The organism is Methylobacillus sp. MM3 (assembly GCF_001645185.1).
GTDB lineage: Bacteria > Pseudomonadota > Gammaproteobacteria > Burkholderiales > Methylophilaceae > MM2.
Genome location: NZ_LXTQ01000020.1, coordinates 308,979 through 330,601, shown reverse-complemented (window position 1 = coordinate 330,601; position 21,623 = coordinate 308,979). Strand labels below are relative to the sequence as shown.

At 55.7% G+C, this 21,623-nt stretch carries 37 protein-coding genes; 3 read left to right on the top strand and 34 right to left on the bottom strand.

Annotation, left to right across the window (positions count from 1 at the left end; all coding sequences use genetic code 11):
* The first annotated feature begins 59 nt into the window (after positions 1 to 59).
* Positions 60 to 296: a 50S ribosomal protein L28 gene (rpmB, locus tag A7976_RS08590; RefSeq protein WP_067110119.1), complete on the top strand. Its 237-nt coding sequence runs from the start codon at positions 60 to 62 to the stop codon at positions 294 to 296.
* A 12-nt stretch (positions 297 to 308) separates the two neighbouring features.
* Positions 309 to 464 (top strand): 50S ribosomal protein L33, encoded by a 156-nt coding sequence (rpmG, locus tag A7976_RS08585; RefSeq protein ID WP_067110116.1) that lies wholly within the window; start codon positions 309 to 311, stop codon positions 462 to 464.
* A 30-nt stretch (positions 465 to 494) separates the two neighbouring features.
* Here the strand turns inward: rpmG and A7976_RS08580 are convergent, their stop codons facing one another.
* Positions 495 to 1,790: a mechanosensitive ion channel family protein gene (locus A7976_RS08580; protein WP_067110113.1), complete on the bottom strand. Its 1,296-nt coding sequence runs from the start codon at positions 1,788 to 1,790 to the stop codon at positions 495 to 497.
* A 10-nt stretch (positions 1,791 to 1,800) separates the two neighbouring features.
* Complete coding sequence (gene mgtE / locus A7976_RS08575; RefSeq protein WP_067110110.1) at positions 1,801 to 3,237, bottom strand: magnesium transporter; 1,437 nt, start codon at positions 3,235 to 3,237, stop codon at positions 1,801 to 1,803.
* 101 nt (positions 3,238 to 3,338) lie between these two features.
* Here mgtE and A7976_RS08570 point away from each other — a divergent pair, with 101 nt between their 5' ends.
* Positions 3,339 to 3,569, top strand: coding sequence for a glutaredoxin family protein (locus tag A7976_RS08570; RefSeq protein ID WP_067110107.1), 231 nt, complete (start codon positions 3,339 to 3,341; stop codon positions 3,567 to 3,569).
* Positions 3,570 to 3,574: 5 nt separating this feature from the next.
* Here the strand turns inward: A7976_RS08570 and A7976_RS08565 are convergent, their stop codons facing one another.
* The 32 genes from A7976_RS08565 to fusA all read right to left on the bottom strand — a co-directional run bounded on the left by A7976_RS08565 (position 3,575) and on the right by fusA (position 21,614).
* Positions 3,575 to 4,333: an S-adenosyl-l-methionine hydroxide adenosyltransferase family protein gene (locus tag A7976_RS08565; RefSeq protein WP_240483838.1), complete on the bottom strand. Its 759-nt coding sequence runs from the start codon at positions 4,331 to 4,333 to the stop codon at positions 3,575 to 3,577.
* 37 nt (positions 4,334 to 4,370) lie between these two features.
* Positions 4,371 to 4,760, bottom strand: a complete 390-nt coding sequence (gene rplQ / locus A7976_RS08560; RefSeq protein WP_067110104.1) for a 50S ribosomal protein L17 — start codon at positions 4,758 to 4,760, stop codon at positions 4,371 to 4,373.
* A 10-nt stretch (positions 4,761 to 4,770) separates the two neighbouring features.
* Positions 4,771 to 5,757: a DNA-directed RNA polymerase subunit alpha gene (rpoA, locus tag A7976_RS08555; protein WP_067110102.1), complete on the bottom strand. Its 987-nt coding sequence runs from the start codon at positions 5,755 to 5,757 to the stop codon at positions 4,771 to 4,773.
* Between the two features lie 25 nt (positions 5,758 to 5,782).
* The gene (gene rpsD, locus A7976_RS08550) at positions 5,783 to 6,412 is read right to left on the bottom strand and encodes a 30S ribosomal protein S4 (protein WP_067110098.1); all 630 of its coding nucleotides are present in this window, start codon (positions 6,410 to 6,412) and stop codon (positions 5,783 to 5,785) included.
* A gap of 12 nt (positions 6,413 to 6,424) precedes the next feature.
* The gene (gene rpsK / locus A7976_RS08545; RefSeq protein WP_067110095.1) at positions 6,425 to 6,814 is read right to left on the bottom strand and encodes a 30S ribosomal protein S11; all 390 of its coding nucleotides are present in this window, start codon (positions 6,812 to 6,814) and stop codon (positions 6,425 to 6,427) included.
* Between the two features lie 13 nt (positions 6,815 to 6,827).
* Positions 6,828 to 7,190 (bottom strand): 30S ribosomal protein S13, encoded by a 363-nt coding sequence (rpsM, locus tag A7976_RS08540; RefSeq protein ID WP_067110092.1) that lies wholly within the window; start codon positions 7,188 to 7,190, stop codon positions 6,828 to 6,830.
* A gap of 81 nt (positions 7,191 to 7,271) precedes the next feature.
* Positions 7,272 to 7,385 (bottom strand): 50S ribosomal protein L36, encoded by a 114-nt coding sequence (rpmJ, locus tag A7976_RS14825; RefSeq protein ID WP_082878049.1) that lies wholly within the window; start codon positions 7,383 to 7,385, stop codon positions 7,272 to 7,274.
* A gap of 24 nt (positions 7,386 to 7,409) precedes the next feature.
* On the bottom strand, positions 7,410 to 7,628 hold the full coding sequence (gene infA / locus A7976_RS08535) for a translation initiation factor IF-1 (protein ID WP_067110090.1): 219 nt from the start codon (positions 7,626 to 7,628) through the stop codon (positions 7,410 to 7,412).
* Between the two features lie 14 nt (positions 7,629 to 7,642).
* Positions 7,643 to 8,929, bottom strand: coding sequence for a preprotein translocase subunit SecY (gene secY, locus A7976_RS08530; RefSeq protein ID WP_240483842.1), 1,287 nt, complete (start codon positions 8,927 to 8,929; stop codon positions 7,643 to 7,645).
* 46 nt (positions 8,930 to 8,975) lie between these two features.
* Positions 8,976 to 9,410, bottom strand: coding sequence for a 50S ribosomal protein L15 (gene rplO, locus A7976_RS08525; protein ID WP_067110084.1), 435 nt, complete (start codon positions 9,408 to 9,410; stop codon positions 8,976 to 8,978).
* Positions 9,411 to 9,608: a 50S ribosomal protein L30 gene (rpmD, locus tag A7976_RS08520; RefSeq protein ID WP_067110082.1), complete on the bottom strand. Its 198-nt coding sequence runs from the start codon at positions 9,606 to 9,608 to the stop codon at positions 9,411 to 9,413.
* 3 nt (positions 9,609 to 9,611) lie between these two features.
* The gene (gene rpsE, locus A7976_RS08515) at positions 9,612 to 10,118 is read right to left on the bottom strand and encodes a 30S ribosomal protein S5 (RefSeq protein ID WP_067110078.1); all 507 of its coding nucleotides are present in this window, start codon (positions 10,116 to 10,118) and stop codon (positions 9,612 to 9,614) included.
* Positions 10,119 to 10,133: 15 nt separating this feature from the next.
* Entirely contained in the window at positions 10,134 to 10,490 is a 357-nt protein-coding gene (gene rplR, locus A7976_RS08510) for a 50S ribosomal protein L18 (RefSeq protein WP_067110075.1), read from the bottom strand.
* Between the two features lie 9 nt (positions 10,491 to 10,499).
* Positions 10,500 to 11,033 (bottom strand): 50S ribosomal protein L6, encoded by a 534-nt coding sequence (gene rplF, locus A7976_RS08505; protein ID WP_067110072.1) that lies wholly within the window; start codon positions 11,031 to 11,033, stop codon positions 10,500 to 10,502.
* Positions 11,034 to 11,043: 10 nt separating this feature from the next.
* A complete protein-coding gene (gene rpsH / locus A7976_RS08500; RefSeq protein WP_067110069.1) occupies positions 11,044 to 11,439 on the bottom strand; it encodes a 30S ribosomal protein S8 in 396 nt (131 codons plus the stop codon).
* A 12-nt stretch (positions 11,440 to 11,451) separates the two neighbouring features.
* A complete protein-coding gene (gene rpsN / locus A7976_RS08495) occupies positions 11,452 to 11,757 on the bottom strand; it encodes a 30S ribosomal protein S14 (protein ID WP_067110066.1) in 306 nt (101 codons plus the stop codon).
* Positions 11,758 to 11,764: 7 nt separating this feature from the next.
* Positions 11,765 to 12,304 carry a 50S ribosomal protein L5 gene (rplE, locus tag A7976_RS08490; protein ID WP_067110063.1) on the bottom strand — a complete coding sequence of 180 codons (540 nt, stop codon included), beginning with the start codon at positions 12,302 to 12,304 and terminating at the stop codon, positions 11,765 to 11,767.
* A 9-nt stretch (positions 12,305 to 12,313) separates the two neighbouring features.
* The gene (rplX, locus tag A7976_RS08485; RefSeq protein WP_067110061.1) at positions 12,314 to 12,631 is read right to left on the bottom strand and encodes a 50S ribosomal protein L24; all 318 of its coding nucleotides are present in this window, start codon (positions 12,629 to 12,631) and stop codon (positions 12,314 to 12,316) included.
* 10 nt (positions 12,632 to 12,641) lie between these two features.
* Positions 12,642 to 13,010 (bottom strand): 50S ribosomal protein L14, encoded by a 369-nt coding sequence (gene rplN, locus A7976_RS08480; RefSeq protein WP_067110058.1) that lies wholly within the window; start codon positions 13,008 to 13,010, stop codon positions 12,642 to 12,644.
* Positions 13,011 to 13,156: 146 nt separating this feature from the next.
* Positions 13,157 to 13,435, bottom strand: coding sequence for a 30S ribosomal protein S17 (rpsQ, locus tag A7976_RS08475; protein ID WP_067110055.1), 279 nt, complete (start codon positions 13,433 to 13,435; stop codon positions 13,157 to 13,159).
* Between the two features lie 12 nt (positions 13,436 to 13,447).
* The gene (gene rpmC / locus A7976_RS08470; RefSeq protein ID WP_067110052.1) at positions 13,448 to 13,642 is read right to left on the bottom strand and encodes a 50S ribosomal protein L29; all 195 of its coding nucleotides are present in this window, start codon (positions 13,640 to 13,642) and stop codon (positions 13,448 to 13,450) included.
* Between the two features lie 2 nt (positions 13,643 to 13,644).
* Positions 13,645 to 14,061: a 50S ribosomal protein L16 gene (gene rplP / locus A7976_RS08465; protein WP_067110049.1), complete on the bottom strand. Its 417-nt coding sequence runs from the start codon at positions 14,059 to 14,061 to the stop codon at positions 13,645 to 13,647.
* Positions 14,045 to 14,755: a 30S ribosomal protein S3 gene (gene rpsC, locus A7976_RS08460; protein WP_067110046.1), complete on the bottom strand. Its 711-nt coding sequence runs from the start codon at positions 14,753 to 14,755 to the stop codon at positions 14,045 to 14,047. The genes rplP and rpsC overlap by 17 nt, the downstream gene beginning before the upstream one ends.
* Positions 14,756 to 14,765: 10 nt before the next feature.
* Positions 14,766 to 15,095: a 50S ribosomal protein L22 gene (gene rplV / locus A7976_RS08455; protein WP_067110042.1), complete on the bottom strand. Its 330-nt coding sequence runs from the start codon at positions 15,093 to 15,095 to the stop codon at positions 14,766 to 14,768.
* A 10-nt stretch (positions 15,096 to 15,105) separates the two neighbouring features.
* Positions 15,106 to 15,381, bottom strand: coding sequence for a 30S ribosomal protein S19 (gene rpsS / locus A7976_RS08450; RefSeq protein ID WP_067110039.1), 276 nt, complete (start codon positions 15,379 to 15,381; stop codon positions 15,106 to 15,108).
* Positions 15,382 to 15,386: 5 nt separating this feature from the next.
* Positions 15,387 to 16,220, bottom strand: coding sequence for a 50S ribosomal protein L2 (gene rplB / locus A7976_RS08445; protein ID WP_067110036.1), 834 nt, complete (start codon positions 16,218 to 16,220; stop codon positions 15,387 to 15,389).
* Between the two features lie 9 nt (positions 16,221 to 16,229).
* Complete coding sequence (gene rplW / locus A7976_RS08440; protein WP_067110033.1) at positions 16,230 to 16,538, bottom strand: 50S ribosomal protein L23; 309 nt, start codon at positions 16,536 to 16,538, stop codon at positions 16,230 to 16,232.
* A complete protein-coding gene (rplD, locus tag A7976_RS08435; protein WP_067110283.1) occupies positions 16,535 to 17,161 on the bottom strand; it encodes a 50S ribosomal protein L4 in 627 nt (208 codons plus the stop codon). The genes rplW and rplD overlap by 4 nt, the downstream gene beginning before the upstream one ends.
* Positions 17,161 to 17,805, bottom strand: coding sequence for a 50S ribosomal protein L3 (gene rplC, locus A7976_RS08430; protein WP_067110030.1), 645 nt, complete (start codon positions 17,803 to 17,805; stop codon positions 17,161 to 17,163). The genes rplD and rplC overlap by 1 nt, the downstream gene beginning before the upstream one ends.
* A gap of 112 nt (positions 17,806 to 17,917) precedes the next feature.
* Positions 17,918 to 18,226: a 30S ribosomal protein S10 gene (rpsJ, locus tag A7976_RS08425; protein WP_011478646.1), complete on the bottom strand. Its 309-nt coding sequence runs from the start codon at positions 18,224 to 18,226 to the stop codon at positions 17,918 to 17,920.
* A gap of 77 nt (positions 18,227 to 18,303) precedes the next feature.
* Positions 18,304 to 19,494 (bottom strand): elongation factor Tu, encoded by a 1,191-nt coding sequence (gene tuf / locus A7976_RS08420; protein WP_067109995.1) that lies wholly within the window; start codon positions 19,492 to 19,494, stop codon positions 18,304 to 18,306.
* Positions 19,495 to 19,520: 26 nt separating this feature from the next.
* Complete coding sequence (gene fusA, locus A7976_RS08415; RefSeq protein ID WP_067110027.1) at positions 19,521 to 21,614, bottom strand: elongation factor G; 2,094 nt, start codon at positions 21,612 to 21,614, stop codon at positions 19,521 to 19,523.
* Positions 21,615 to 21,623 lie beyond the last annotated feature (9 nt).

The window sequence follows — 21,623 nt, the reverse complement described above, 5'->3', positions numbered from 1 at the left end:
CTTGAATCTTTTAGCGCTTTTATGGTATAAAAGCGGTTTTTCGAAATTCGGAGACATCCATGGCACGCGTCTGTCAGGTAACCGGCAAAAAGCCGATGGTGGGCAACAACGTTTCCCACGCCAACAACAAGACCAAGCGCCGCTTCCTGCCGAACCTGCAAAATCGCAAGTTCTGGGTTGAAAGCGAAAACCGCTGGGTCAGCATGCGCATCACCAACGCCGCGCTGCGTACCATCGACAAGAACGGCATCGATGCAGTTCTGGCCGAGATGCGCGCCAACGGCGAAAAGATCTAACAGGAGCTCATCATGCGTGAAAAGATCAAGCTGGAATCCAGCGCAGGTACCGGTCACTTCTACACCACGACCAAGAACAAGCGCACCATGCCGGAAAAGATGGAAATCAAGAAGTTCGATCCGGTTGTCCGCAAGCACGTGATGTACAAGGAAACCAAGCTGAAATAAACAGCCAGGTTGACCTACAAAAAAACCCGCTTATGCGGGTTTTTTGTTGTCTGGCGTGGGCAGTGCCTCTTTTAGAGAACTGCCTACGATACGAATATCACGTTGCGGGTATGGGATGCCTATGCCGTGTTTCTGAAAGGCATGCCAGATTTCGAGATAAAGCGACGATTTCAGGCTGGCGGATCCTTCTTCCGGATCGGGAATCCACAATACCAGTTGAAGGTCGATACCGCTCTCGCCAAACCCCAGTATCTGCGTTTCCGGCCCTGGATCCTTCATCACGCGAGGATGCTGTCCCGCAACTTCGCGCATGAGGTTCATGGCCTCCTCCAGCCCGCTTTCATAACTGATCTGTAGCGGCAGATTGATACGCGCCTTGCGATCGCTGAACGAATGGTTGATAACCGCCGAACCGATCAGCGTTTCATTCGGAATGACGACCTCGGTCCCGTCCAGCTTGCGCAGCACGAGATAACGCGAACGTATCTGGTTGACCACGCCGTAATGGCCGTCGATCGTCATCACATCGCCCAGATGCACCGATTCGTCGAGCAGAATGATGAATCCGCTCACGTAGTTGCTTGCGATCTTCTGCAAGCCGAATCCCAAGCCCACGCCAAGCGCGCCACCAAATACGGATAACAACGTGATATCGAACCCTATCGCAGACAAGGCTGCCAGCACACCCACCAGGGTCAGCACGACACGCAGCAGCTTGGTCAGCACAACGCGCATGTTCATATTGATGCGCTCGGCACGCATGACCCGGTTTTCAAGCAGACGGCTCAGCCACAGCGCGATGACTACTGTCACGACGACCGTGGTCATCGCCTGAAGAATGAGCAGCAGGCTGACACGGTTTTTACCCGCCGTAAAACTGATGTCGTCCAGTGCACGCAGTATTTCCGGCAGAAAACCGATCAGATGCAGCGCCACACCCAGCCAGATGACGCTGGCGATCGCGTTCTCCGTTGTCTTGAGCCATGCGCTGGGCGAGAAGATATAACGCAGCGTATAGACCGCCAGCCGCACCAGAGCCATGGCCACGAGCAAGGTACTGGCCAGCGCCAGGATGCTCGTATGCTGCCAGTGCTGGAGCACAAGCTTGCCGAGATAGACGAACGCCAGTGAAGTCAGGGGGAACAGTACGCGTTTGAGCCCGCCGACGCCCACCTTCCAGGTTTCAGGCGCCTTCTGCATCAACTGCATCTGCACCAGTTTGTTTATTGCCCAGGCAAGCAGCAGGCTTGCGCCTACAATTGCCAGTTGCCAATAGGCGGCATCGCTGCTCAGGTCGGAGGCAACTTCAGTCCATATTTCACGCATAGTTTTCCGATCAGAGCAGGAACAGGGTCGCCAGACCAAGGAAAATAAAGAAGCCGCCGCTGTCCGTCACCGCGGTAATCATCACGCTGGAGCCGACAGCCGGATCGCGCCCGAGCTTGGTCATCACCAAGGGAATGCCCACGCCCATCACGGCAGCCAGCAGCAGATTGAGCGTCATCGCACCGGTCATTACCAGACCCAATGCAGCATTATGGTAAAGCGCGAAAGCCGCCAAACCGAGCACGCTGCCCCAAACCAGTCCATTCAGCAGTCCGACGCCCATTTCCTTCATGAAGAGATTGCGCATATTGTGTGCGCTGATCTGCCCCAGCGCCAGACCGCGCACGATCATCGTCGTGGTTTGATTGCCGGAATTGCCGCCGATACCTGCCACGATAGGCATAAGCGCCGCCAGCGCGACGATTTTCTCAATGGAACCTTCGAACAACCCAATTACGCGCGAAGCGATGAAAGCGGTAATCAGATTGATCGCCAGCCATGTCCAGCGGTTTTGCAGCGACTTCCAGACTGAAGCGAATATATCTTCTTCCTCGCGCAAGCCGGCCAGCGACAGGACTTCGCTTTCCGATTCCTCACGAATGAAGTCCATCACCGCATCCACCGTCAGCCGGCCGACCAGCTTGTTGTTGTCGTCCACCACGGGTGCCGTCACCAGGTCATACCGTTCGAATGCCTGAGCCGCGTCGCTGGCCTCTTCCTGCGGGTGAAAAACTACGGCGTCGTCCGCCATGACCTCTTCCACACTCATCTCGGGATCGTTCACCACCAAGCGTTTCAGAGGCAGCACGCCGCGCAGGCGATTTTCACGATCCACGACGAACAGCTTGTCGGTATGGTCTGGCAGCTTTCCGATGCGACGCAGGTAGCGCAGCACGACTTCGAGCGAAATATCCTCACGGATCGTGACAATATCGAAGTCCATCAATGCCCCAACCGTGTATTCGGGATAGGACATCGCCGACTGCAGCCGCTGCCGGTTCTGGAAATCCAGCGTGACCATCAGCTCCTGCAACACATCCTGCGGCAAGTCGGGCGCGAGGTCGGCGATTTCGTCGGTATCGAGCTGCTCGGCGGCGGCCAGCAGCTCATCGCTGTCCATGTCGGCGATCAGCGTCTGACGGACGGCATCCGATACTTCCAGCAGAATTTCACCGTCGCGCTCAGCCTTGACCAGATCCCAGACCTGCAAGCGCTCTTCAATCGGCAAGGCTTCGAGGATGTAAGCCACGTCGGCGGGGTGCAGCTCATCCAGCCTCTTTTGCAGCTCTACCAGGTTTTGCTTGTGTACCAGCGACTCGACGAGGGAATGCTTGGGCATGTCCTGCTTATGGACGAGCTCCTCCACAAGCCTGTGCTTATTCAGCAGATGGATGACCTGCTGCAGGTTCTCCTGCAAGCTTTCCTTGGATTGTTCGTTCTCAGCCATAACTCTGCAGCCATATCCTGGCAAAACGCCATTTTAAGAAAATACCGTGTTCAGCGGGGAGCAAGGGTAAAATTTTCTTTATCGTTTACTATTTAATATCCATGACACACAACCTGATTTTGTACGGAACTGAATACTGTCACTTATGCGAAGAAGCAGAGTCGATACTCACACGGGCACATCTGTCATGGCATGGCATTGAGATTGCCGATGAGGACGCGCTTCTGCAGCGCTATGGCACGCGCATTCCCGTTCTGAGACGTGATGACAACAATGCCGAACTCGATTGGCCTTTCGACGATGCAAGCGTGCAGCGCTTCATCAAGCTATAACCGCATCAGCTCCATCGTACAGCATCGCCCACCGTGATGTTCAGCGCCCGGGCTGCACTCCTGCAATTCATGGCAATTTCTACCAGGCCAATACTGTTTCGATACCAGAATGCATCCCCCGCCGGCACCTCCGAGAACACGCGTGCGTAGCGGAAGGATTGATCCTCCAGATTCAGCACGGCTGCATCATTAATGTTTTTTCCGGAGATACCGGTCATCGCATTGCCGTAGTGATCGATATAGATGACTTTCTCAACCCCATGCGTATCCAGTATCACGTCCAGACACTCTATTGGATTCAACACTTCCGGCGACCACTCCTGCCGTTCGAGCATCGCGGCGACAGGCGCAAATATATCCCGCCCATGAAACGAGTCACTCACATGCGGATTCAGCCAGTTGATACGCCACACCCGAGCAGTCTCTGCACGCCCGGCGACAACTGAAAGTAATCCGTTATCAGGCCCGACATACCAGCGACCATCAGCTTCAACGACTACCGGCTGGCGAGCGCTGCCGACACCCGGGTCCACGACTGCCATCGTGACGGAATTCAATGGCAGGCTTTCATGCAATGCCGCCAGAAGATACGCGCCTGCGCACGCATCGAAATTCGGCACATCATGCAAAAGATCGATCACACATGCTGTCGGAACAAGGCTGGTCAGCTTGGCCTTGACCTGGCCGACGTAAATATCGCTGGAACCAAAATCCGTAAACAACAGAATCACGATCGCCTCCCAGAAAACAAAAAAGCCAGTCATGCGACTGGCTTTTTTGCATAAGAGCTAGAACCTCGGATTACTCCGCAGCGACTGCCTCTGCTGCAACATCCGGACGATCCACCAGTTCAACCAGTGCCATCGGCGCATTGTCGCCCTGACGGAAGCCGCACTTCAGGATACGCAGGTAACCACCGTTGCGGGTCTGATAACGCGGGCCCAGTTCATCGAACAACTTGACGACGATGTCACGATCACGCAGACGGTCGAAAGCCAGGCGACGATTAGCCACAGTTGCCTTCTTGCTCAAGGTGATGAGCGGTTCGGCGATCTTGCGCAGTTCCTTGGCTTTCGGCAGTGTGGTCTTGATGATCTCGTGCTTCAGCAGGGAGTTGGTCATGTTTTGCAACATGGCCTTGCGGTGGCTGCTGGTACGGTTCAGTTTACGATTGCTTACGCGATGACGCATGATATTATCCTCACACTCTTTCCAGGCCAACCGGCGGCCAGTTTTCCAGTTTCATGCCCAACGTCAGACCCTTGGATGCCAAAACATCCTTGATCTCGTTCAGCGACTTGCGGCCCAGGTTAGGTGCCTTCAACAATTCGTTTTCGGTGCGCTGGATCAGGTCACCAATGTAATAAATATTTTCTGCTTTCAGGCAGTTCGCCGAACGCACGGTCAGTTCCAGATCATCCACCGGACGCAGCAGAGTCGGATCGACCTGAGGTGCATGCTTGACTTCAACTTCAGCCGGCGCGCCTTCCAGATCCGCGAACACTGCCAGTTGACCCATCAGGATGCGAGCAGCATCACGAATTGCTTGTTCAGGATCAATCACGCCATTGGTCTCGACATCCATGACCAGCTTGTCCAGGTCGGTACGCTGCTCGACACGAGCGCTTTCGACGTGATAGCTGACCTTGGTGATCGGGCTGAACAGAGCATCCACCATGATGAAACCAATCGCGTGGTCCTCATCGTTAGCCTTCTGACGCGCCGGGACGGGCTGGTAACCACGGCCCATCTCGATCTTGGCTTGCAGGCTCAGCTTGCCGCCCTTGGTGAGGTGAGCAATCACGTGACCCGGATTGATGATTTCGGCATCGTGACCGGTGTCGAAATCACCAGCGGTAACCACACCCTCTTCAGACTTGTTCAGAGTCAACACCACTTCGCTCTTGCTGTGCAGCTTAAGGGCAACGCCTTTAAGATTCAGCAGGATATCGACCACGTCTTCCTGCACGCCGTCGATGGTGGAGTATTCATGCACCACGCCGTCGATCTGGACTTCGGTAATGGCAAAGCCAGGGATCGAAGACAGCAACACACGACGCAAGGCATTACCCAGCGTGTAGCCGAAGCCACGTTCCATCGGCTCCAGAGTCACCCGTGCACGCACAGGCGAGATCACCTCGACGTCAACGACGCGCGGCTTCAGATATTCAGTCGGACTGTTTTGCATGACTTAATCCTTACGGTCCTAGCTATTACTTGGAGTAGAGCTCAACCACCAAGTGTTCATTGATGGTGGACGGCAGCTCATCGCGTTGCGGCTTGGCCTTGAAGGTGCCCTTGAGCGCCTTGACGTCCATTTCCAGCCACTCGGGGAAGCCGCGTTGTTCCGCAGCCTCAACAGCACCCTTGATGCGCAGCTGCTGCTTGGAACGGTCAGCCACTTCAATCACGTCACCCGGTTTGACCTGGTAGGACGGAATGTTGACGCGCTTGCCATTCACCTTGATGCTGTTGTGACGAACGATCTGACGAGCCTCGGTGCGGGAAGCACCGATACCCATGCGATAGGTCACGTTATCCAGACGGCACTCCAGCAGTTGCAGCAGGTTTTCGCCGGTAATGCCCTTCTGGCGATCAGCAGAAGCGTAATAGCCACGGAACTGGCCTTCCAGAATGCCATAAATACGACGCACCTTCTGCTTTTCACGCAGCTGGACGCCATAGTCGGACAAACGGGAAGCACGCTTCTGACCATGCTGGCCAGGAGGGAAGTTACGTTTTTCGATAGCACATTTGTCGGTGAAGCACTTCTCTCCCTTGAGGAAGAGCTTTTCGCCTTCGCGGCGGCACTGACGGCACTTGGGATCGAGATTTCTAGCCAAGGTATTCTCCTTTTAGATCCGGCGCTTTTTGGGCGGACGGCAACCGTTATGCGGAACCGGCGTTACGTCGGTAATGCTGGTGATCTTGAAACCTACCGCATTCAGCGCACGGACCGAAGATTCGCGACCAGGGCCCGGGCCCTTGATGCGCACTTCCAGATTCTTGACGCCACACTCCTGCGCAGCCTTGCCAGCTGCTTCAGCTGCAACCTGTGCCGCAAACGGGGTGCTCTTACGGGAGCCCTTGAAGCCAGCACCACCCGACGTCGCCCAAGACAATGCATTGCCCTGACGGTCGGTAATGGTAATGATGGTGTTATTGAAAGAAGCATGCACGTGGGCAATGCCCTCGGCGATGTTCTTCTTAACTTTCTTGCGTACGCGTACGTTAGCTTTAGCCATGTCGCATTATTCCTTACTTGGATGCCTTGATCGGCTTGACCGGACCCTTGCGCGTCCGAGCGTTAGTTTTGGTGCGCTGGCCACGAACCGGCAGACCACGACGATGACGCACGCCACGATAGCAGCCGAGATCCATCAAACGCTTGATGTTCATCGAAACTTCACGGCGCAGGTCGCCCTCGACCTTCAGCTTCGCGATCTGGTCGCGCAGCTTTTCAACTTCTGCGTCGTTCAGATCCTTGATCTTGGTGGTTGCGGAAACACCCGCAGCCAGACAGATTTGCTTTGCCGTGTTGCGACCAATGCCATAGATCGCGGTCAACGCGATCTCGGCATGCTTATGATTCGGGATATTTACCCCTGCTATCCGGGCCATGCACTTACTCCAATAATGGCAGATTCAAAAAAGCCAGCGATTTTAGCAGCTTACCGTTGGCTATGCAATCAACGCTGACAATTAGCCCTGACGCTGTTTATGGCGCGGGTCTGTACAAATGATACGCACTACACCGCGACGGCGAATAACCTTGCAGTTGCGGCATAATGCCTTTACCGATGCTCGAACTCTCATTTCCTATACCTCTCGCTTCTCTAACTATTTCGCACGGAAAGTAATTCGTGCGCGGGTTAAATCGTATGGCGTCAACTCAACAGTCACTTTGTCGCCTGGCAGGATACGGATGTAATGCTTGCGCATCTTGCCAGAGATATGTCCCAGCACTACATGGCCATTTTCCAGCTTGACTCTGAATGTGGCGTTGGGAAGGTTCTCCAACACCTCGCCCTGCATTTCAATCGTATCTTCTTTGGCCATATCTTTCCGTTTACTTAGCGTGGCGCTACTGCGCCGCCCTTGAAGTTGGCCTTTTTCAGCAGGCTTTCATACTGGTGCGACATCATGTAGGACTGCACTTGCGCCATGAAATCCATGGTGACCACAACAATGATCAGCAGTGAAGTGCCACCGAAATAGAACGGCACATTCCACTTCACGATCAGGATTTCCGGCAACAGACACACAGCGGTGATATATACGGCACCCACCAGTGTCAAACGCGCCATGATTCGATCAATGTATTTCGCAGTTTGCTCACCTGGACGAATGCCCGGAACAAACGCACCACTCTTTTTCAGGTTATCTGCAGTTTCCTTGGGGTTGAAGACCAGCGCCGTATAGAAAAAACAGAAAAACACGATTGCAGTTGCATACAGAACCACATACAAGGGCTGTCCGGGTGACAAGGTCGAGCCGATATCCTTCAGCCAGCTCATGTTTTCGCCGCTGCCGAACCATCCCGCCAAGGTGGCCGGGAACAGGATAATGCTCGAAGCAAAGATCGGCGGAATAACGCCAGCCATGTTCAGCTTCAGCGGCAAGTGAGTCGACTGCCCGCCAAACACTTTGCGTCCAACCTGACGCTTGGCGTAATTCACGGTAATCTTGCGCTGGCCGCGCTCTACAAACACGACAAAGGCAGTCACCAGAATCGCTGCAGCGAACAGGAACAGCACCAATGGGATCGAGAATGCACCCGTCCGGGCCAATTCGAGCGTTCCGCCGATGGCTTGCGGCAGACCGGCAACGATACCGGCAAAGATAATGATCGAAATACCGTTGCCAATACCACGCTCGGTAATCTGCTCACCCAGCCACATCAGGAACATCGTGCCGCTCACCAAAGTGACAATCGTAGTCAGGCGGAACATGACGCCCGGATCCAGCACCAGGCCAGCCTGTCCCTCAAGAGCAATCGCAATACCGAAGGCCTGGAACAAAGCCAGGAATAACGTCCCGTATCGCGTGTACTTGGTGATCTTGCGGCGACCGCTTTCGCCTTCCTTCTTCAACTGCTCCAGCTGCGGAGACACCACCGTCAGCAATTGCATGATGATGGAAGCCGAGATGTACGGCATGATTCCGAGCGCAAATACGGTAAACCGCGACAAGGCACCACCCGAGAACATGTTGAACATGCCCAGGATACCCGTGCTCTGCTGCTGGAATAACTCAGCAAGCTTCACAGGATCAATGCCCGGCACGGGAATATGCGCGCCCAGCCGAAACACCACCAAGGCCCCTAGCACGAAGAGCAGACGGCTTTTCAGCTCGCTCATCTTGCCAACGGCACCGAACAGAGAATTATCCGCAGCCAAGGCTTACTTACTCTGCAATCTTGCCGCCGGCAGCTTCGATCGCCGCACGCGCACCCTTGCTCAGCACCAGGCCTTGCACGGTAATCGCACGGGTCACTTCGCCGGACAGGTATACCTTGACTGCGCGAGCGGCAGCAGGAACGACATTCGCCTGCTTCAGCGCCAACAGGTCTATCGTATCTGCAGCCACAGCCACCAGTTCGCTGGTACGCACGCGGGCGGTGTCATCCTTGGTCAAGGAGACGAAGCCACGCTTCGGCAGGCGACGCTGGATCGGCATTTGACCGCCTTCGAAGCCCACCTTGTGGAAACCACCGGTACGGGACTTCTGACCCTTGTGACCGCGACCTGCGGTCTTGCCCAGGCCCGAGCCAATACCGCGACCGACGCGACGCTTGGCGTGTTTGCTGCCTTCTGCAGGCTTGAGGGTATTCAGTTTCATTTAGCCCTCCACTTTCAGGAGATAACCAACCTTGTTAATCATGCCGCGCACTGCCGGAGTGTCTTGCACTTCAACGGTGTGGTTCAGACGACGCAGACCCAGACCAGCCACGCAAGCGCGATGGGATTCGATGCGGCCGATTACACTCTTCACGAGGGTAACCTTCACCGAACCGGTATTTTTCTTTGCTTTTGCCATTGCTTAGCCCCTGATGTCTTCCACGGACTTGCCACGCTTGGCGGCAACTTCCGACGGTGAATTCATGGATTGCAAACCGTTCAGCGTGGCACGAACCACGTTGTAAGGATTGCTGGAACCGATGCACTTGGCCAGAACGTTGGTCACGCCCATCACTTCGAAAACGGCGCGCATTGCACCGCCGGCAATAATACCGGTACCTTCGGAAGCGGGTTGCATGAACACCTTCGCAGCGCCATGAGTGCCGGTCACGGCGTGGTGCAGGGTGCCGTTATCCAGGTTGACCTTGACCATGTTGCGACGCGCTTCATCCATGGCCTTCTGCACAGCGGCCGGCACTTCACGCGCCTTGCCCTTGCCCATGCCGACAGCGCCATCGCCATCGCCCACCACGGTAAGTGCGGCAAAACTCATGATACGGCCGCCCTTGACCACCTTGGTGACACGGTTTACACCGATCATCTTTTCGCGCAGACCATCGGTCTGCTGTTCAACTTCTTGTTTAGCCATCATCAATCCCGTCTATTAGAAGGACAAGCCGTTTTCACGCGCGGCATCGGCCAGCGCCTTGATACGGCCATGATATTTGTAGCCGGAGCGGTCGAAAGCCACCTTGGTGATTCCGGCGGCCTTGGCCTTTTCCGCAATGCGCTTGCCGACCAATGTAGCGGCATCAACATTGCCACCGTTCTTGGTCGAGCCCCGGACTTCGGCTTCCACACTGGAAGCACTGGCCAGCACCTTATCGCCGGTTTCAGCGATGATTTGTGCGTAGATATGGCTGTTGGTCCGATGAACGCTCAAACGGGTAACCTTGAGTTCGGCGATCTTGGCACGGGTTTTACGTGCGCGGCGCTGACGTGCATCTAAATTATTTATCATGGCTAAACCTTACTTCTTCTTGGTTTCTTTGATAATCACCACTTCATCCGAGTAACGCACGCCCTTGCCCTTGTAGGGTTCCGGCTTGCGATATGCGCGGATTTGCGCAGCGACCTGACCAACCACCTGCTTGTCGACACCCTTGATGACGATTTCCGTCTGGGTCGGGGTTTCAACCGTGATACCGGCGGGCATCTTGTGGCTGATCGGATGGGAATAGCCCAGATCCAGATTCAGCGCAGCGCCTTGAGCCTGGGCCTTGTAACCCACGCCTACAAGGTTAAGCTTGCGGGAGAAACCCTGCGACACGCCATGCACCATATTTGCAAGCAAGGCACGCATCGTGCCGGACATCGCACGGGATTGCTGGCTGTCATTGGCAGCAGCAACCTGGAGCGAGTCGCCTTCACGCGAAATGGTGACATCGGAGGTCAGAAAATGGGAGACCTTGCCCAGAGGACCGCTGACGTCAATCGAACTTGCAGTCAACGCAACTTCCACCTTGGCAGGGATCACAACCGGATTTTTAGCAACGCGAGACATCGCAAACCCCTTATGCCACTACGCACAGCACTTCACCACCGATACCGGCAGCGCGCGCTTTACGATCAGTCATCACACCCTTGGACGTGGAAACAATCGCCACACCCAAGCCATTCATTACTTGCGGAATGTTGTCATTGCCGCGATAGACGCGCAGGCCGGGACGGCTCACACGCTCGATCTTCTCGATCACCGGACGGCCTGCATAGTACTTCAGGCTGATGTCCAGCAACGGCTTGCCTTCGTTTTCACGAACAGCAAAATCATCGATATAACCTTCATCTTTCAACACGCCAGCAATTGCGCCCTTCAGCTTGGAAGCCGGCATGGTCACGCTTGCCTTGTTGGTGCTTTGCGCGTTACGGATACGCGTCAGCATATCGGCAATCGGATCACTCATACTCATCGCTTATCTCCCTTACCAGCTGGCCTTGGTAACACCCGGCACTTCGCCGCGCATCATCAGTTCACGCAATTTACCGCGCGCCAAACCGAACTTACTGAAAACACCACGCGGACGACCAGTCATCGCGCAACGATTGCGCAGACGCACCGGGCTGGAATTACGCGGCAGGGACTGCAGCTTCAACTGCGCTGCACGACGATCTTCCGGACTTGCAGTCGCGTCATTGATGACCGCCTGCAGATCCGCACGCTTGGCTGCATACTTCTTAACCATATCGCGGCGCTTTTGTTCGCGCTCAATCAGACTTACTTTAGCCATGGCACCCTCAGTTTCTAAACGGAAAACTGAATGCGGAGAGCAGCGCACGCGCCTCTTCGTCAGTCTTCGCAGTGGTAGTGATCGTGATATTCATTCCGCGCAATGCATCCACCTTGTCGTAATCGATTTCGGGGAAGATGATCTGTTCGCGAACACCCATGTTGTAATTGCCGCGACCATCGAACGACTTGCCGGAAATACCGCGGAAGTCACGAATGCGAGGAATTGCAACGGTAATGAGGCGGTCCAGAAATTCGTACATGTGATCCTGGCGCAGCGTTACCTTGCAGCCGACCGGATAACCGTCACGAATCTTGAAACCTGCAATGGACTTGCGGGACAGCGTTACCACTGGCTTCTGGCCAGCAATCTTCTGCATGTCGCCCACTGCGTTTTCCATGACCTTCTTGTCGGCAACCGCCTCACCTACGCCCATGTTGAGCGTGATTTTCTGAATGCGCGGCACTTCCATAACGGACTTGTAACCGAACTGGTCCATCAAACCCTTGATGACCGTATCTTTATAAAAATCTTTCAAACGAGCCATGATTCACCCTTATGCGTCAACGACTTCGCCGTTGGACTTGAATACGCGCACCTTGCGGCCGTCTTCCAGCGTCTTGAAACCGACGCGGTCGCCCTTTTGCGTAGCACGATTAAACAGCGCGACATTGGAAACGTGAATCGGCATTTCCTTCTCGATAATACCGCCGGTCACACCCTTCATCGGATTGGGCTTGGCATGCTTCTTCACGATGCCAACACCCTCAACCACCACCTGATCGGTGCTTAGCACGCGCAGAACGGTACCGCGCTTACCGCTGTCCTTGCCTGTCGTGACGACCACTTCGTCACCCTTGCGAATCTTGTTCATCCCAGTCTCCTTACAGCACTTCCGGGGCCAGCGAAACGATCTTCATGAAGCGTTCGCCGCGAAGCTCACGCGTCACGGGCCCGAAAATACGGGTGCCGATCGGCTCCAGCTTGTTATTGAGCAGCACGGCGGCATTGCCGTCGAACTTGACCAGCGAACCGTCCGGACGACGAACACCCTTCGTGGTGCGAACCACGACGGCGCTATAGACCTCGCCCTTCTTGACGCGGCCACGCGGAGCCGCATCCTTGATGCTGACCTTGATGATGTCGCCGATGCCGGCATAACGACGCTTGGAACCGCCAATCACCTTGATGCACATTACAGAACGCGCACCAGTGTTGTCGGCGACTTCAAGCCGGGATTGCATTTGAATCATGAAATAATCTCCAACTTAATCCGTTAAACCAACACCGGCCGCAATGCGTCGCGGCCGGCAAGCCCACGGTCAGTATTGGGGCGCCAGCTATATGGGCGCCGAAAAACGTAGAATTCTATCTTGCTTTGTTACTGCAAGCAAGCGAATTATACGGGTGATGCTTTCTCAACGATCTTGCTTACGCGCCAGGTCTTGGTCTTGGAGAGCGGACGGCTTTCTTCGATCACAACCAGGTCGCCTTCATGGCATTCGTTATTTTCGTCATGCGCATGAAACTTCTTGGAACGGCGAATAACCTTGCCGATCAGCGGATGCTTCACTTTGCGTTCGACGAGCACGGTGACGGTTTTATCCATCTTGTCGCTGACAACGCGACCGCTCATGCTACGCACAACCTTGTCAGTTTGATTTGCTTCGGTACCCATATTCACTCCGTATTAGGCTTGTCTGGCTTTTTCGGCCAGGACGGTACGAACGCGGGCGATGTCGCGGCGCACTTTGCCCATCTGGTCTACTTTGGTCAGCTGTTGGGTTGCCAGTTGCATGCGCAGCGAAAACTGCGCACGACGCAACTCGATCAGCTCGTTATTCAGCTCGTCTACCGACTTCGCTCTTAATTCAACTGCTTTCATTCTCAGCTCCCCATGTGGCGAGTGGCGAAGGTCGTTTCGATCGGCAGCTTGGCAGCAGCCAGACGGAACGCCTCACGGGCCAGCACTTCGCTGACGCCGTCCATTTCGTACAACATCTTGCCCGGTTGGATTTCCGCGACGAAGTACTCGGGACTACCCTTACCGTTACCCATACGCACTTCAGCAGGCTTCTTGGAAATCGGCTTGTCCGGGAAAATACGGATCCAGACGCGACCACCACGCTTGATGTGGCGGGTCATGACACGACGCGCCGCCTCAATCTGACGTGCAGTCAGTCGACCACGACCAATTGCCTTGAGGCCGAATTCGCCGAAACTCACCTTGTTGCCGGTGGTGGCGATACCTTTGTTACGGCCTTTTTGCTGTTTGCGGAATTTCTGTCTAGCTGGCTGCAGCATTTTTCGCTCCCGGCTTTCTTACTCGCTTTTCAGGCTCGGCAGTCACGGCAGGCTGTTCTGCCTTGCTACCAAGCACCTCACCCTTGAATACCCATACCTTGATGCCAATAATACCGTAGGTAGTTTTGGCTTCGGCAACACCGTAATCGATGTCTGCACGAAGGGTATGCAGAGGCACGCGGCCTTCGCGATACCACTCGGTACGAGCGATTTCGATACCATTCAGACGGCCAGCGCTCATGATCTTGATGCCTTGAGCGCCAAGGCGCATTGCATTCTGCATCGCGCGCTTCATGGCGCGGCGGAACATCACGCGCTTTTCCAGTTGCTGCGCAATGCTTTCAGCGATCAGCGTCGCATCCAGCTCAGGCTTGCGAACTTCTTCGATGTTCAGGTGAACCGGAACACCCATCATGCCTTGCAGGCTGGAGCGCAAGGATTCGATATCCTCACCCTTCTTGCCGATCACGATGCCAGGACGTGCGCTATAAATGGTGATCTTGGCATTGCGTGCCGGACGCTCGATCACAATCTTGCTCACGGCGGCATGTGCCAGTTTCTGTTTCAAAAAGGAACGCACCTTGATGTCGCTATTGAGCATCGAAGGGAAGTTCTTGCTCGAGGAATACCAGCGCGAAGACCAGTTCTTCTGGACGCTCAGGCGGAATCCAAACGGATGAATTTTCTGTCCCATGGCGGTTCCTTTAGTTGCCCACTGTCACGGTAATGTGACAGGTCGGCTTGATAATACGGCCGGCACGGCCCTTGGCACGAGCGCGGATACGCTTCAATACCAGACCCTTGTCGACATAGATGGAGGTCACCTTCAGTTCGTCGATGTCGGCACCTTCGTTGTGCTCGGCATTGGCGATTGCGGATTCCACCACCTTCTTGATGATGTCTGCGCCTTTTTTCGGGCAGAAGGTCAGAATGCTCAACGCATTATCGACTTTCTTGCCACGCACCAGGTCGGCTACCAGACGGGCTTTTTGCGGCGACAGGTGCACGCCTCTCAGCATTGCGGATACTTGCATCGTCATGCTCCTACTTCTTAGCCTTCTTGTCGGCGGCATGACCCTTGAACGTACGGGTCAATGCGAATTCGCCGAGCTTGTGGCCAACCATGTTTTCCGAAACCAGCACAGGAACATGCTGCTTGCCATTGTGAATCGCAATCGTCAGACCGATGAAATCCGGAAGAATGGTAGAACGACGCGACCAGGTTTTGATCGGGCGACGATCCTTGGCAGCGTGAGCAGCCTCGACCTTCTTCATCAGATGACCGTCGACAAACGGACCCTTTTTGATTGAACGAGCCATATTGATTACCTCTTATTCGACGGACGGCGGCTGACACGCATGTTGTCGGTACGCTTGTTGTTACGGGTACGGTAACCCTTGGTAGGTGTACCCCACGGGCTGACCGGGTTCATACCGGCAGCTGTTTTACCTTCACCACCACCGTGCGGGTGATCAACCGGATTCATCACAACACCGCGAACCGTCGGGCGTACACCACGCCAACGAACCGCACCGGCCTTGCCGATGGAGCGCAGCGAATGCTCTTCATTGCCGACTTCACCGATGGTTGCCTTGCAATCCACGTGAACGCGGCGAACTTCGCCGGAACGCAAACGCAATTGAGCGTAGCTGCCTTCACGCGCCAGCAGTTGCACCGAAGTGCCTGCTGAGCGGGCTACTTGCGCACCCTTGCCAGGAAGCAACTCGATGCAGTGAATCGTGCTACCGACCGGAATGTTGCGCAGCGGCAATGCGTTGCCAGCCCTGATCGGGGCTTCCGAGCCACTGATCAGCTGAGTACCGACTACGACGCCACGCGGGGCGATAATGTAGCGACGTTCGCCATCCGCATAGCACAGCAGAGCGAGATGCGCGCTACGGTTCGGATCGTATTCCAGACGCTCAACCTTGGCCGGAATACCGTCCTTGTTGCGACGGAAATCGACGATACGATAATGTTGCTTGTGACCGCCACCCTGGTGACGAGTCGTAATACGGCCGTTGTTGTTACGGCCAGCGTTCTTGCTTTGCTTCTCCAGCAGCGGCGCGTAGGGCTTGCCCTTGTGCAGGTCGGGATTAACGACCTTGACGACGGCGCGTCGACCTGGGGAAGTCGGCTTGACTTTGATCAGTGCCATGTTCTACTCCTATTCGCCCGCTGCAAAGTTGATTTCTTGACCGGGCTTCAGGCTCACATAAGCCTTCTTCCAATCCTTGCGGTGGCCAACTGTACGGCCAGCACGCTTGGTCTTGCCCTTGACGTTAACCACGGTCACACCTTGCACTTCAACCTTGAACACCAGCTCGACAGCCGCCTTGATTTCCGGCTTGCTTGCATCGGTACGCACCTTGAATGCGATCTGCTGGTTCTTGTCGGCAATATGAGTTGCCTTTTCGGTGATCTGCGGAGCAAGAATGACTTGCAGCAGACGCTCTTGATTCTGGATCGCGCTCATGCCAGGATCTCCTCGAGTTTCTTGACCGCGTTCTTGGTCACGATCACCTTCGGGAAGTGAACAAGACTGACCGGATCTGCGTATTGAGCCTCAACGACCAGCACATGCGGCAGGTTACGCGAGGACAGATACAGGTTTTCATCGAAGCCGTCGGTCACCACCATGACGGAATCTCCGCAGCCCATGCTCTTGATCTTTTCGGCAAACAGCTTGGTCTTCGGTGCTTCGATACTGAATTCATCAACTACAGCCAGGCGATCCTGACGAACCAGCTCGGACAGAATGGAACGCATGCCGGCACGGTACATCTTGCGATTGACCTTGTGGCTATAGTTTTCATCCGGGCTATTCGGGAATGCACGACCACCTCCGCGCCAGATCGGGCTGGAGGACATACCGGAACGCGCACGGCCGGTACCCTTTTGGTTCCAGGGCTTGTGCGTGGTGTGGCTAACAGTGTCGCGACCCTTCTGGGCACGCGTTGCAACACGGGCGTTGGCCATGTAGGCCGTGACGACCTGATGTACCAGCGCCTCATTGAATTCGCGACCGAAGGTCGCTTCGGACACTTCAACACCGCCCTTGGCAGTCTTGCCGTTTTTATCGATCAGTTTAAGTTCCATCATGCACCTGCCTTCACGCTCGGACGAACCACGACATCGCCACCCTTGGAGCCGGGAACAGCACCCTTGATCAGCAGCAGATTGCGATCGCGGTCAACACGAACAACCACCAGATTCTGAACGGTCGTCTTGACTGCGCCCAGATGGCCGGCCATGCGCTTACCCGGGAACACACGGCCCGGATCCTGCGCCATACCGATGGAGCCAGGAGAGTTGTGCGAACGGGAGTTACCGTGACTGGCACGATTGGAGCTGAAGTTGTGGCGCTTGATCGAACCCGCGAAACCCTTACCGATGGAGGTACCGGTCACATCGACCTTTTGCCCCGCCTCGAAGATTTCAACGGTGATTTCGCCGCCGACAGTGTAGTTGGACAGTGCGTCCTGACCTACTGTGAATTCCTTGATGCCGCTGCCTGCCACCACGCCAGCCTTGGCATAATGCCCAGCCAGAGCCTTGGTAACACGGCTGGCACGACGAGTGCCATGCGCGACCTGAAGTGCCGAATAACCATCGGTATCCGGCGATTTGATCTGTGTCACACGATTAGGCGTGATTTCCAGCACAGTTACCGGAATGCTTTCGCCTTCATCGGTAAATACGCGGGTCATGCCCACCTTGCGACCTACAAGCCCTAAGCTCATGATCGGTTCCTTATAATAATTAAAGGGCTGATTACAATTGACCAGCCCGTGAGAAAGGGCCGGATTATATCCGAGCCCTTACCAAATTACAACTTACAGCGTAATTCTTTTGTTACAGCTTGATTTCCACATCGACGCCAGCCGGAAGATCCAGCTTCATCAGCGCGTCGACTGTCTTGTCGGTCGGGTCCACGATGTCCATCAGACGCTGATGGGTGCGGATTTCGAACTGGTCGCGAGAGGTCTTGTTGACGTGCGGCGAACGCAGGATGTCGAAACGTTCGATACGGGTCGGCAGCGGTACCGGACCCTTGACCACAGCACCGGTGCGCTTGGCGGTTTCAACAATTTCCAGGGCCGACTGATCGATCAGACGATAGTCAAATGCCTTCAGGCGGATACGGATTTTTTGAGCTGCCATTGTAATTTCCTTAAAGAGCGAACTGCATAAAGAGCGAAAGAGCGGCAAGCCGAAACCTGCCGCCCTGTTCTTATCGATTACTCGATGACCTTGGCAACGACGCCGGCGCCGACGGTACGGCCGCCTTCGCGGATCGCGAAGCGCAGACCGTCTTCCATCGCGATCGGCGCAATCAGCGCAACCGTAATGGAGACGTTGTCGCCAGGCATCACCATTTCGGTGCCGGCCGGCAGTTCAACCGCGCCGGTCACGTCGGTGGTACGGAAGTAGAACTGCGGACGGTAGCCGTTGAAGAACGGGGTGTGGCGGCCGCCTTCGTCCTTGCCCAGCACGTAGATCTCGGCGGCGAACTTGGTGTGCGGGGTGATGGAGCCGGGCTTGGCCAGCACCTGGCCGCGTTCGACTTCTTCACGCTTGGTGCCGCGCAGCAGCACGCCGACGTTGTCGCCGGCCTGACCCTGGTCGAGCAGCTTGCGGAACATTTCCACGCCGGTGCAGGTGGTCTTCAGGGTGGGCTTGATGCCGACGATTTCGATTTCTTCGCCGACCTTGATGATGCCGCGTTCAACGCGACCGGTCACCACGGTGCCGCGGCCGGAGATGGAGAATACGTCTTCCACCGGCATCAGGAAGGTGCCGTCGATGGCGCGTTCCGGGGTGGGGATGTAGGAGTCCAGGGCTTCGGCCAGCTTGAGGATGGCGGGTTCGCCGATCTCGGACTGGTCGCCTTCCAGCGCCTTCAGGGCGGAGCCCTTGACGATGGGGATGTCGTCGCCCGGGAAGTCGTACTTGCTGAGCAGTTCGCGCACTTCCATTTCGACGAGTTCGAGCAGTTCGGCGTCGTCGACCATGTCGGCCTTGTTCATGAAGACGATGATGTACGGTACGCCCACCTGACGGGCGAGCAGGATGTGCTCGCGGGTCTGCGGCATGGGACCGTCAGCCGCGGACACCACCAGGATGGCGCCGTCCATTTGTGCGGCGCCGGTGATCATGTTCTTGACGTAGTCGGCGTGGCCGGGGCAGTCAACGTGGGCGTAGTGGCGGTTGGCCGTTTCGTATTCCACGTGGGCGGTGTTGATGGTGATGCCGCGCGCCTTTTCTTCCGGCGCTGCGTCGATCTGGTCGTAGGCCTTGGCTTCGCCGCCAAACTTCTTCGACAGTATCGTGGTGATCGCCGCCGTCAGCGTCGTCTTGCCGTGGTCAACGTGTCCAATCGTCCCCACGTTCACGTGCGGCTTGGTACGCTCAAATTTGCCTTTTGCCATGATTGTTTTCCTCTATTAATAACTTACTATTTCTTGTTGATGATCGCGTCAGCCACGTTACGCGGGGCTTCGGAGTAATGCTTGAATTCCATCGAGTAGGTCGCGCGGCCCTGGGACAGCGAACGAACCGTCGTGGAGTAGCCGAACATTTCCGACAGCGGCACTTCGGCACGGATTGCCTTGCCGCCGCCTGCCATATCGTCCATGCCCTGGATAACGCCACGACGGGAAGACAAGTCACCCATCACGTCACCCATGTAGTCTTCAGGGGTTTCAACTTCAACCGCCATGATAGGCTCCAGCAGAATTGGATCCGCCTTGCGCATACCATCCTTGAATGCCATCGAAGCCGCCATCTTGAAGGCGTTTTCGTTGGAGTCAACATCGTGGTAAGAACCGTCGAACAGGGTTACCTTCACGTCCACCACCGGGAAGCCGGCCAGAATGCCGTTCGGGATGGTTTCGCGCAGACCTTTTTCAACTGCCGGGATAAATTCGCGCGGCACGGTACCCCCCTTGATGGAATCAACGAACTCGAAGCCCTTACCGGGTTCGCTGGGCTCCATGGTGATCCACACGTGACCGAACTGACCCTTACCACCGGACTGTTTGACGAACTTGCCTTCAACTTCAACTTTCTTCTTGATCGCTTCGCGGTATGCCACTTGCGGCGCACCCACGTTGGCTTCGACGCCAAATTCGCGACGCATACGGTCTACCAGAATTTCCAGGTGCAGCTCGCCCATACCGGAAATGATGGTCTGATTGGTTTCTTCATCGGTACGCACGCGGAAAGACGGATCTTCCTGTGCCAGACGGCCCAGCGCAATACCCATCTTTTCCTGGTCAGCCTTGGTCTTCGGCTCTACCGCGACGTGAATCACGGGCTCAGGGAACACCATGCGCTCAAGGATGATGGGCTTGTCGGAGTCACACAGCGTCTCGCCCGTGGTCACATCCTTCAAACCGATACATGCAGCGATGTCACCGGCAAGAATCTCGTCCACTTCCTGACGGTCATTTGCGTGCATCTGCACGATACGGCCGATACGCTCCTTGCGACCCTTGACCGAGTTGTAAATGGTGTCGCCCTTCTTCAGCACGCCGGAATACACGCGTACAAAAGTCAACTGGCCGACGAACGGGTCGGTCATCAGCTTGAACGCCAGCGCGGAAAAGTTTTCCTTGTCATCCGCCTTACGGGTAGTTGGCTCACCGACTTCGGTTTCACCCTTGACGTCGGGAATATCCACCGGGGAAGGCAGCAGCTGCACAACCGCGTCCAGCATGCGCTGCACACCCTTGTTCTTGAATGCGGAACCACACAGCATCGGCTGGATTTCAGTCGCGATAGTACGCGTGCGCAGACCCAGAATGATTTCTTCTTCGGTCAGTTCGCCATTTTCCAGATACTTGTTCATCAGATATTCGGAGGCTTCCGCAGCCGCCTCAACCATGTTCTCGCGCCACTTCTTGGCCAGCTCGACCAGATCCGCAGGAACTTCACCGTACTCAAACTTCATGCCCTGGGATGCTTCGTCCCAAATGACAGCCTTCATCTTGAGCAGATCAACAACGCCCTGGAAGGTATCTTCAGCGCCAATTGGGATTACGATCGGCACCGGATTTGCCTTCAGGCGCGACTTCATCTGGTCGACAACCTTGAAGAAGTTGGCGCCGGTACGGTCCATCTTGTTCACGAATGCCAGACGGGGCACCTTGTACTTGTTGGCCTGGCGCCACACCGTTTCAGACTGCGGCTGCACACCGCCGACGGCACAATAAACCATGCACGCACCGTCCAGCACACGCATGGAGCGCTCCACCTCAATGGTGAAGTCCACGTGACCCGGGGTGTCGATGATATTGAAGCGATGTTCCGGGAAGGACAGATCCATACCCTTCCAGAAGCAGGTGGTCGCAGCAGAAGTAATGGTAATGCCGCGTTCTTGCTCCTGCTCCATCCAGTCCATCGTCGCAGCGCCATCATGCACTTCGCCGATCTTGTGGTTCACACCGGTATAAAAAAGAATGCGTTCGGTGGTGGTAGTTTTACCAGCGTCGATGTGCGCACTGATGCCGATGTTACGGTAACGTTCAATGGGGGTTTTGCGAGCCACAGCGAATAC